The 9,786-nt window shown below is 68.3% G+C and carries 7 protein-coding genes; 4 read left to right on the top strand and 3 right to left on the bottom strand.

Annotation, left to right across the window (positions count from 1 at the left end):
* Positions 1-427: 427 nt before the first annotated feature.
* A complete protein-coding gene (locus VGS97_RS23845) occupies positions 428-721 on the bottom strand; it encodes a hypothetical protein (RefSeq protein WP_326855870.1) in 294 nt (97 codons plus the stop codon).
* On the opposite strand from VGS97_RS23845, the gene VGS97_RS23840 reads away from it, so the two are divergent.
* Complete coding sequence (locus VGS97_RS23840) at positions 636-1,178, top strand: CHAT domain-containing protein (RefSeq protein ID WP_326855869.1); 543 nt, start codon at positions 636-638, stop codon at positions 1,176-1,178. The genes VGS97_RS23845 and VGS97_RS23840 overlap by 86 nt on opposite strands.
* Before the next feature lie 27 nt (positions 1,179-1,205).
* Here VGS97_RS23840 and VGS97_RS23835 read toward each other — a convergent pair whose 3' ends face one another.
* Positions 1,206-3,098, bottom strand: coding sequence for a CHAT domain-containing protein (locus tag VGS97_RS23835; protein WP_326855868.1), 1,893 nt, complete (start codon positions 3,096-3,098; stop codon positions 1,206-1,208).
* Complete coding sequence (locus tag VGS97_RS23830; protein WP_326855867.1) at positions 3,074-5,707, bottom strand: hypothetical protein; 2,634 nt, start codon at positions 5,705-5,707, stop codon at positions 3,074-3,076. Before VGS97_RS23830 ends, VGS97_RS23835 begins: the two co-directional genes overlap by 25 nt.
* 58 nt (positions 5,708-5,765) lie before the next feature.
* Between VGS97_RS23830 and VGS97_RS23825 the strand changes: the two genes are divergently transcribed.
* The 3 genes from VGS97_RS23825 to VGS97_RS23815 all read left to right on the top strand — a co-directional run bounded on the left by VGS97_RS23825 (position 5,766) and on the right by VGS97_RS23815 (position 9,460).
* Complete coding sequence (locus VGS97_RS23825) at positions 5,766-6,173, top strand: hypothetical protein (protein WP_326855866.1); 408 nt, start codon at positions 5,766-5,768, stop codon at positions 6,171-6,173.
* A gap of 5 nt (positions 6,174-6,178) precedes the next feature.
* Positions 6,179-6,988: a hypothetical protein gene (locus tag VGS97_RS23820; protein WP_326855865.1), complete on the top strand. Its 810-nt coding sequence runs from the start codon at positions 6,179-6,181 to the stop codon at positions 6,986-6,988.
* A gap of 195 nt (positions 6,989-7,183) precedes the next feature.
* Positions 7,184-9,460, top strand: coding sequence for a hypothetical protein (locus VGS97_RS23815; RefSeq protein ID WP_326855864.1), 2,277 nt, complete (start codon positions 7,184-7,186; stop codon positions 9,458-9,460).
* The last annotated feature ends 326 nt before the right edge of the window (positions 9,461-9,786 follow it).

Genomic DNA, 9,786 nt, shown 5'->3' with positions numbered 1-9,786 from the left:
TATTGGCTGCCTTACCGCCCATCCTGTGTCCAACAATAATGCATATCAACTCACGATAGAGAACTGCACGAGTGGTAATTCGACCCAGTCTTGGGAATTGCCCACAGTATGGGGCCAAGGCTGACGCATTCTCAGGTTGCGGAATGAAGCAGTGTGATAGTTTGATGACGACTAGCCTCGCGAGCCACGACCACACCTTCCGATGCATTACGAAGTAGGAGTTGGTGTGTTACACCAACGACTGGCACCAACGGCGACCCATGACAACGAATTCGCACAGTTCATGGCGACCTCATGAGACTGGAAATACCACACAACACGCTGGTCGCAGAGTTCGTAGACGAATGCTACGCCTTAAACGGGCTGTGCTAGATCCGTGCCAGATGGAGCAGGAAATCACGGTCATTCGCGGGCTGTCAGAAACAGGTCAAGTGAAGGCGAGACGCAGGTCGAGCGCGCTCGCCTCATCGGGGCGGCAACCTATCCTCGAGCGCTTACGTCCGACCGGCGGGTAATCCCAGCCTCGGCCGCGATGCGGGCGAAGATCCGCGCCGTGGTGCTCTTTGCCCGTACCCGGTTCGGCCATACGCGGGTCCAGCGCGTGCGCCCAGCCGAGCTGCCGAGCGAGCAGCGCAGTGCACAGCCAGAGCAGGCCGGGCAGCAGCTCGACCAGCCACTGGTCCGCGATCTTCTTGCCCAGCTCGTCGAACAGCCCGTTCACGCGCTGGTCACGCTCGCCCAGGCGAGCGGATCGCCGGTCAGCTCGCACCGGCGTCCGATCCGCGGGTCGGCGCCGGCTGATACTCCACGACCATCTCACGCGTCCTCTCACGCTCCACGACATCATCGAACTGCACCTTGAGTCGGCGCAGCTGGCGTATCTGTCCGCGTGCAGCACCACCGACGGAAGCCCGCTCCAGGTCGACGAGTCCACGCAGCTGACCGCCGCGTTCCAACTCGCCGGATACCGGAACGTGATCGGCACCCTCTGGCCGATCAGCGATCAAACCGCCGCTGTCGTCGCGCGCGATGTCTACGCTCACCTCACCGACGACGGCGCGACGCGGCCGGTCCTCGAATCGGTCGCTGAGGCGCTGCATCGGGCGACCCGCGAGCAGCGGGAACGGACGCCGGTGCTGCCGACGCGGTGGGCCGCCTACGTTCACTATGGTGTCTGATCTCCGCTGCGGTGTTCGACGAGCTTTTCAGCTTCCTGCGTGGATGTACGCGGCCCAGACGTGCGGCCTGTCGGAAATCGTGTCTCTCAACTCCCTGACGGCGTGGTGGACTGCGTGGGCAGTGGTCGCTGTGCCGTCGAGTGCCCGAGCGTAGAAGCCACGCAGGAACGACTCGATCTGCGTGCTCTCGACCTCCCACAGCGTGCCGACCGCCTCCGGGTATCCGGCCAGCAGGAACGCGCTGGTGACATGGACGGCTTCGTCGGAGAGGCGCTCGGCGGAGCGCGCCGTGCCGCAGGCCGTCAAGACGGCCAGCCGGGCCGAGTCTGGACGGATCCGGCAGATGTCCGGCACCGAGAGCGCCTCTCCGCTGGGCAGCTGGATCCAGCTGCCGGCGGGACGGTCCGGGGAGCTGTGCGCATGGCAGCCGATCTGCACCCACTGTGAGTTTTCGAGGGCTGAAAGCACGGTCGCCAGGTCGGCGTCGGAGCCGACGAGCACCGTGTCGGCGCCCAGGGCGTCGGCCGCGAACCGGGCCGCCGACACGGCTCCCGGCAGCACATCGTCGGGTTCTGAGACGATGAGCGCATGCGGCGCGCTGTCACGCTCGCCGCCGCGGACGCCAGGGCCTCGGGCTGCCCGCGCCCGTGCGTGCGCGAGAGTCTGGAACCCCGGGACGAACGACGAAACCACGCAGTCGAGCGTGCTGCCGTGCTGCCCTTCGGTGCAGTCAGCCGCCTTGCACATCGCAGCCTGCAAGGGGATCGCGTTGAACGGCCCGGTCGGGATCCACCAGACACGCGGCCACTCGGCGCCGGGCTGGACCGGTTCGAGGTATCCGATACGGTCGAGCACGGGCTCGACGATCCTGTGCCATGCCCAGTCGAGTATCTCGGTGATCTCGTCGCGCGCCGCGAGCAAGCCGCTCACCCGCGGACGCAGGCGTCCGCGGGCGTAGATCGCCTCGATCGCACGGCTGAGCCGCCGTGCGGCGTCGGTGACCTCCTGCGCCTTCACGTCCTTGAGGTGAAGAGCGCTGATTTCGTCCGTCGTGACGATGAATGCGACGCACGGCAGCTCTTTCGCATGGTTGAGCACGACGATCGGTCCCTGCGACGCCATCGCGCGGAGCTGGTCGGGAGAGAGCCAGCCGAGGAATTGCGCAAACCCCGGCTGGGACTTGATCCGCGCGATCAGCTCGTCGAGCCGTTCCGATGTGCGCAGACCCTCCAGCCGGGCTCTGCCCGCCGCCGCGCCGTCACCCGCTTCCAGCCGCCCGGTCAGCTCCTCGAAATCGGCGGCGAGCTCGGGGTGCGCCGCCCTGAGGGCGCTCAGATCGGTGCGGGATTCAAGCCTGCGCGTGAGCAGGAGACCGCGGCCGCGATCGTGCAGCGCGACCAGCGCGTCGATCTGTGGGCTGACAACCGCGTGAACCGACCGGAACGAGGCCGTCATGGACCCGACGACTTCCATGATCCGCCCGCTCAGCTCGTCGTCCGCCTTACCACCGCTTCGCGCGGCTTCTTCGACGAGACCCTCCAGCACGGCTATCCGCTTCCCGGTTTCCTCGGCCAGCCCCAGGGAACCGGGAAGCAGGGCATTGGTGAGCGCTAGTGATGCGATCCGCCGGATCGCTCCGTCGAACGCCGTGAGCGCGTGCTCCGCAGCCTGCTGCGAGACGCCGCGGTCGGTCAGCTTCTCCAGCAACGCGATCGTCTCGGCACCGTACAGGAGGGAGTAGTCAAGTCCACCCGGGTAGAGGTTGGCGGCCTCAAGCGCGGCGATGATCCCCATCTGGACGCGGAACCAGGCCGGAAGCGCCGGATTGTGGAAGATCTCGACCGAATACCGCAGCTCTTCCGCGTCGGTACCGCGGCCGGCTGCGGCATGCCGCATCACCGTCTCCATCGCGGACTGCATGGGTAGGGTTTCCCGGTGGGCAGGGACGGCAGTCGGGCGGCTTCCGGGATCTCGACCGGCGTTACGGGTTCGCCGCGCTGGAGGGCGAGGAGTCGCTGCATGAGCGGCTTCAGCGATTCGCCGAGCGTCCCCGGCATGCTCCCGGCGACCTCGGACGCTTCGGTGAGCAGCCGGTCCGCGCGCTCCGGCTCGTCAGCGCGGATCGCTCCGGCACGCGAGAGGAGCGCGCGGTTCAGGTTCATGGCGGCCTGCTCGCGGTATTCGCCGTCTGGCATGCTCGCGTAGGTCTGCCGACAGCGTTCGATGACCTCGTCGGTGATGTCGTCCTTCGGTCCGCCGCCCGGGCCTTGGACGTCCAGCTGATCACGCAGGACCGCCGCGTGGTTGTGGAACCCCCGGCTGTCCGGTCCCTGCTCCGCGTCGGCGCGTTCGGCCAGGTCGAGCAACGCCGGGATGCTCTGCCTCGCGCGTTCGAGCTGGTCGGGGTCGTAAGCGAAGACGTACGAGTAAAGACCGTGCGTCACCCGCGCCGCGGCACCCCGATACGCTCCGACGGCGCTGCTCCCCTCCTCGGTCCGGCTGGCGCCGTCCGAGTCGGCGTAGACCGCCTCGGCCTCGATGAACCGAGCCGGGTCGGTGGTGCGCATCCCGAGCGCGGTCAGCGTCTCCGCCAGCCTCCCAGCGACCGATGCAGAGGGCTGATCTGCCGCGTCGTAGGACTGCCGCAGCAGATCGGCCACCTGCCCGAGCGTGTCCTGCGAGACGGTGCCCATGTTTCGGCCGGCCAGCAGAGCGCTGAGCAAGTTGCCGATGGCGGCCAGGCCCGACGTCCTTGCCTCCTCGTCCGAGCCCATCCGGTTCATGAACTCGGTCAGGTCGCGGACGTCGGCCTCAAGGGTCTCGGCTCCGCCGATCCGCGCGCTGACGTTCATGAGGGCGTCCATCGCCGCGAAGTCGCCGCCCGTCTGCTCCTTGAAGACCCTCGCCACGCCGAAGACGACTTCGGCGACGGCCCGCAGGGACGCGCTCGCGACGGCGTCGAGCGTCTCGTCGGCCTGCGGCGACCACGACTCGGGCAGCGCGCCGATCGCTCTCAAGTTCCCCGCCTGGGGATTGAGGGTCGCCAACCAGCGCAGTGGTTCGAACCCCGGTGGCACGCTTCGTTCGAGCTCTGCGATGACGGACCCTGTCCACGCGTCAAGCTCACGAAGCTCGTTCGGGGCTCGCTCGGCGAGCGTTTCGGCTCGCTCCCGTACGTGTGCGGTCACGATGACGGCGTACGCGGGGCGCGCCGGGTGGTCGGTCGGGAGCGCTTCGAATCCGCGGCGGTAACGCAGGACCCGGTCAAGTGGCCGCGCCGGCGGATCGTCACCGGGCAACGCGGCACAGTCCGCGAAGGCGATCGCCGCCCGCACCTCGGGAGGCAGACCCGGTAGACCGCGGCTGACCGCGAGTGTCTCGCCGAGAGAAAGAACCTGATCAAGCAGCGAGCCCGTCTCCGCCGCCATCACCTCGCGGGCGCCGTCCTGTAGGAGAACGAATCGCTGTACGGCGGCATCGAGCCGGGAGGCCACGTCGCTGGGCGGTTCAGGCAGACCCGACGCGTTCCAGCCGAGGCGCTCGTAAGCGCCGTGGAGCGCCACGAGCACCGCCACGCGATGCGGGTGGTCCTCGGGAAGCACTGCCAGCAGGGATCGCATCCGGACCGCCGTACACGCGAGAGCAGGCAGATCGTCGATCGCGATCGACTCGGCGTACAGCGTTCCGACGATCTGGAGCTCTCGTTCCTCGTGTGGCATGTCAGTGAGCAGTTGCAGCCCGTCCAGGACTTCGAGGCGGTTGACCGTCTGCGGCAGCGGGGCGATTCCGGAGGCGCGCGCCAGCTGTGTCGCCTCATGCGGTGAGGGTTCGCCCAGCAGGATCGCGGCCTGGACGAGGACTTCGAGCATGAGCGGCAGATTCGTTCCCTGTCGTGGGTGGTCCACCGGGACGTGCGTGCACGCCGCGACCGCCACCGCCGCGGCGCCGGCGAGCGAATGCGGATCGGTGGCCAGTTCGTAGCGCTGCATCCGCAACGCGACCACGCAAACGGCGATGTCGGGGAACAGTTCGTGATCGATGGGCACGGCGGGCAACGCATCGAGCAGCCAGGCGATCCCCTGGTCAATGGTAGCCAGCGCCTCCGGTCGTGAGCCCTCTTCCATCTCATCGGACGCGAGTACGCTGCACGCGCCGCCGACCAGCGACGCGAAGCCCGCGACGAGGGTGATCCGGTCGACGTCGAACTCGGGAACCCCCGGCGGCAGCGGAGGCAGCACGCTGGGGTCGGGCAGGTGGTGACGCAGAATGTTACGGAGCCCGAGAGCGACCAGCGCCTCGGACTGCGCCTCCGGGTTGGCCTCGCCCGCCGCGGCGCGGGCCCAGAACGTGGCGCAGGCGAGCTGAACGGGGCCGAACTGGACGAGTTCGGCCGGCGACGCAGCGGCGTCGCGCAGCAGGCGGTACGCGTCGCTCTTGGCTTGCGGCGTGAGCAAAGGACCGAGGTCCCCGGTACGGTCGGCTTGAAGCAGCCGGTCGGCAGCTCGACGTGAAAGCTCTTCATCGGGCATGCGACCAATATAATTTCGACGACGCATCAGCGGAGCGTTTCACGTCGGGAGTGCGGCGATGGGCACCAGGGAACACCAGCGGCGCGAGGATTATCAGAATGCTGTTGAAGCCCTGTGCACGGACCTCGCCGCTCTCAACGCACGGGTCAAATGTCGGCTGTGGCGGCCGACGATCGAGACGGTCATGTCCACCGCGCCGTTGACAGATCCCTGGTATGCGGCGGTGCGCGGACTTCACGAGATGGCCGTGGCGGCCGGGGTTCCGGGTGGCCTCGGCCTGACCACCCCCATGGGGCGACCCGGCTGGCCGGGCGGCGATGGCGCCGCGCCCCGGCGCGTCTGCGGCTGGGTCTGTCCCAAACGCGTCTGCACACGGGTCGAACTCGCGGGCGGCGAGGCCGGGGAATCGAAGCCTGACACGGATTGCCACCTGCTCGGGCTCGCCATGCACTTCGTGGAGGGCTGAGCGGCATGGGCCTGCTGTTGCAGTTGCAGAATCGAATCCCCGACCGCTGGTTCCTCAGACGGCTGCTCCCATCAGCGCTCTTCGTCGCGGTCGCGTTCATCGGCATGGCGCTGGGGCAGTCCCACTGGAACGACACCGCGCTCGCGAAGCAGCGGTTGACCGCCGATCTGGCCAAGGCGAGCGGGTCGCTGTCCGCGTACACCTCGGCGACCGTCATTATCTATGTTCTGATAGTCGCGGCCGGCGCGTTCGCGGTCCCGATCGCCGCGGAGGCGGTCGGTGCGCTCGCCGCCGGTGCGTGGCCGTGGTGGCTCACCCGGCTCGGCGACCGGCGCCGAGCCGCCAGGGTGAAGCGCTGGCAGTCCGCGAACGATCTAAAGCGCAAGGCAGTGCGCGCACTGGACGCGAAACAGCCCCTACGCGCCGCCCGCCTCAAAGCACGCGCCGCCGCAGCGCAACCATCCGCGCCGCAGACACCCACCTGGATCGGCGACCGCCTTGAGGCCGCGGCCGCGGAGGCAGCCCGCCGCCTCGGCGTGGACGTCCGGACGTCGTGGCTCGAACTATTGCTGACCCTCCCGGACAACGCCCGCACCGTCCTCACCAACGCACGCGACGATTACGACGTCGCGTGCGAGGCGCTCGTTTGGAGCTGCGCCTACCTCGTCCTCGGCTTCTGGTGGTGGCCCGCCGCCGTCGTGGCAATCATTCTGGGTCTGACATCGTGGCATTGGCTTCGACGCGCGGCGGAAACTCTGGCCAGCACCGCCGAAGCAGTATCCCGTGTAGCCGCCAGGAAGGAAAACGCCTCTTAACGGGTGATTTACGCTTCCATGATGGCCCTCACATCGCCAGATCCCCCGACGAGATCAAAGAGCTAATTCGCTTCGGCGGCCAGCGTATCCGTCGCACGGACTTCCGATCCGCGTCTGCGGCATTTTCCTCCGGAACCCCTGACGCTCGTGCGACTCAGCGTGCATAATCGTCGTCAGGCGAGGCGAAGGGCTTGAATGAGGGGTAACGTCAGGGGCTCTGCCGCGCCCCAGCTGCCGGGGATCATCGATTACCCAGAAATCCAGGCCGCGTTGGTGTCCTTGGGCTGCCGACACGTCGTCGACCTCGTCAACCGCCGTCCGGAGCGGCCGTTTCGGGTGCTCGACGGCATTTGGTTCGCCACCTCGGGAATCTCGTGGAAGCGGGCGGACGCCGCGCTGCTCCTCAGGCTGCGCGATGTTCTGGTGCAACGAGGCGAAAGCGCGGACCGCACCGCGTCGCTGACCGTTCTCGGCTCGCTCATTCCGGTCGTCCGCGCCGACGGGATGGCACTGCGCAGGTTGGCTTTGTACCAGATCTGCAAGGCGGTATGGACCTCCCTGGACGCGAATGCTCCGCTGAACACCGTCGCGGCGCACATCGTCGGGCTCGGCGTTGTGAAGGAGGAAGCCCCGCTGCTGGCCGCGATGGCGATGGCCGGTCGCCCGGCCACGCGATTCGACGTGCTTGAGTCGATACAGGGCGCTTATGAGACTCGGATGCTGCGCACCGCCGGTGTCCTGGCTGCCCAAATCGTGAAGCCGACGGATCACGCGCTCGTCTCGCTCGTCGCCCGGATCGCAGGCGACACGGCGCGGCTCGACCGTCTGATCCAGGAGGGAGAACGCTGCGAAACCCGCGGCGACACCGACGGCGCCGTGCGTCGATACCTTGAGGCAGAATCCCGCGCGGCTGACGAACCACGCATTCCGGCGTTGCTCGACCGCTGTGCGCCGCCCCCACCACGCAGCCTCGTCATCGTGCCGGAGCACGACGGGGCGAGGCTGACATGGCAGCCCTCGATTACGTCCGTCGGGCAGATCACGTATCGCGTGGTGCGCGTCGGTGTGCCGCACGTCAACGCCGGTGTACCGGCCGCGGCGGAAGAAGAGGTCTGCCATACCACGGACTGCCTCGCGCTCGACCGGCAGGTCCCGCTCGGCGATCCGGTGCGCTACGTGGTCCGCACGGTGCGCGACGGACGCATTGAATCAGAGCCTGCCACTACGGGTTCGGTGACCATTACTCCGGAGGTCGCGGATCTCATGCTGACCGCCGGCAACGGGGTCGTGCACGGCAGCTGGCGGCGGCCGCCGGGCGCGAGCCGGGTCAGGGTCGTCCGCGCCGCCGGACGGTCGCCTCGCGGCCCGACGGATGGAGAAGAGATTTCCACCGATGGCACCGCCTTCAGCGACGACGAGGTGCGGGTCGACACCCGGTACCACTATCTGGTGTCGACGGGATATACCAGGTCGGACGGAACCTGGGCCTGGTCCGCGGGCACGGCGCAGAGCGTCCAGGTCGTCCGCTGGCCAACGGCGGCGACGTCAATGTCCGCGGTTGGGAAGCCCTCCGGCTCGGTGCTCGTGCGGTGGCTGCCGCCGCAGTTCGGCGAGGTGCGACTGGTGACGCTCGCCGACGGAGTGCAGGCGGACGAAGGATTCGAACTTCCCGCCGCGGCTGCGGATTCTCTCGGGAAGGTGTTGGCGGCCACCACGGTGCGCCCGCCCACGCAGGCCGAGGTGGCGGTCGACCACCTCGTTGCGGGCCGCAGCCGTCTCGCGTTGGTGACCGTGCTCGGCTACCGCGCGATCGTGGGGCCGAGCGTGGACGTCGCGGTCGAAACACCCATCGACGGGCTTTCGGCGACACGCTTCGGCGACACGGTCATCGTCAAGTTCGCCTGGCCGCCAGGCGTCGCCGCGCTCACCGCTCGCTGGATCGTCCACCCTTCGTCACCCGAACCCGAGACCGTCGACCGCGGCGGAATTAGGGAATTGACACAGGCCGGCTATCGCAGAGCCGGTTTACGTTTCCCGGCCGACGGCGAGCGGTACACGATCCAGGTGACGCCGACCCACCCGACGCAGGCCGACGTGGTGCTCGGCTCCCGGAGTGCGACGGTGACCCTGTCACAGCGCCCGGATATCGACTATGCGATCACCCGGCCATCACGCAGGGCCAAGCACCGGCACGTCGTGACGGTGTCCTACAAGGGGCACGGGCTCGATCAAGCGCCTGACTTCGTCGTCGTGGGAAGCCGCGGGTCGCTGCCACCGCTCGCGCCGACCCGGCAGGCCGAGCTGGCGCGGATACCAGCGGCTCAGCTCACGAACGAACCCGCCGGGACGAGCGCGCAGTTCGATCTGGAGACCGCCACAGGGCCCTGCTACCTGCGCGGCTTCGCGGTCGGACCCGGCGCCGAGCGCGTCCGAGTGCGGCACCCCGGACGGCATCAGCTGATGATCGGGTAATCCCGTGGCGATGGTGATGTGTCCGCACTGCTTCCATCCGACGCCGTCGGACGAGCTCCCGTTCCGCTGTGTCAGGATGCCTCCCGGCGGCGTGGGCTCCTGCGCCCCGTTCGATCGGCCCGGACGCCAACGGCGGGTGCCGTGCCCGTCGTGCGAGGTGCCGACCTCGGTGCGCAGTTGCTCCCGCTGCTACCACGAACTGCCTGGCGACTACAGCGCGATGCTCAGCGTGTTCGTGGCACTCGTCGGCCCGGTGAACTCCGGCAAGACCACCTTCGCGACCGTGCTCCTGCACGAGTTGCGGGACCGGATCGGCGCTTCGTACA

It is taken from the genome of Actinocrinis sp. (genome assembly GCF_035946395.1).
GTDB lineage: Bacteria > Actinomycetota > Actinomycetes > Streptomycetales > Catenulisporaceae > Actinocrinis.
Note: the sequence above shows the minus strand (reverse complement) of the source record. Positions and strands in the feature narration are given on the sequence as shown.

Excerpts from the sequence above, each read along its gene's own strand:
- VGS97_RS23820 (WP_326855865.1), top strand. The coding sequence starts at position 6,179 with ATGGGCCTGCTGTTGCAGTTGCAGAATCGAATCCCCGACCGCTGGTTC.
- VGS97_RS23835 (WP_326855868.1), bottom strand. The coding sequence starts at position 3,098 with ATGCAGTCCGCGATGGAGACGGTGATGCGGCATGCCGCAGCCGGCCGC.
- VGS97_RS23815 (WP_326855864.1), top strand. The coding sequence starts at position 7,184 with ATGAGGGGTAACGTCAGGGGCTCTGCCGCGCCCCAGCTGCCGGGGATC.
- VGS97_RS23825 (WP_326855866.1), top strand. The coding sequence starts at position 5,766 with ATGGGCACCAGGGAACACCAGCGGCGCGAGGATTATCAGAATGCTGTT.
- VGS97_RS23830 (WP_326855867.1), bottom strand. The coding sequence starts at position 5,707 with ATGCCCGATGAAGAGCTTTCACGTCGAGCTGCCGACCGGCTGCTTCAA.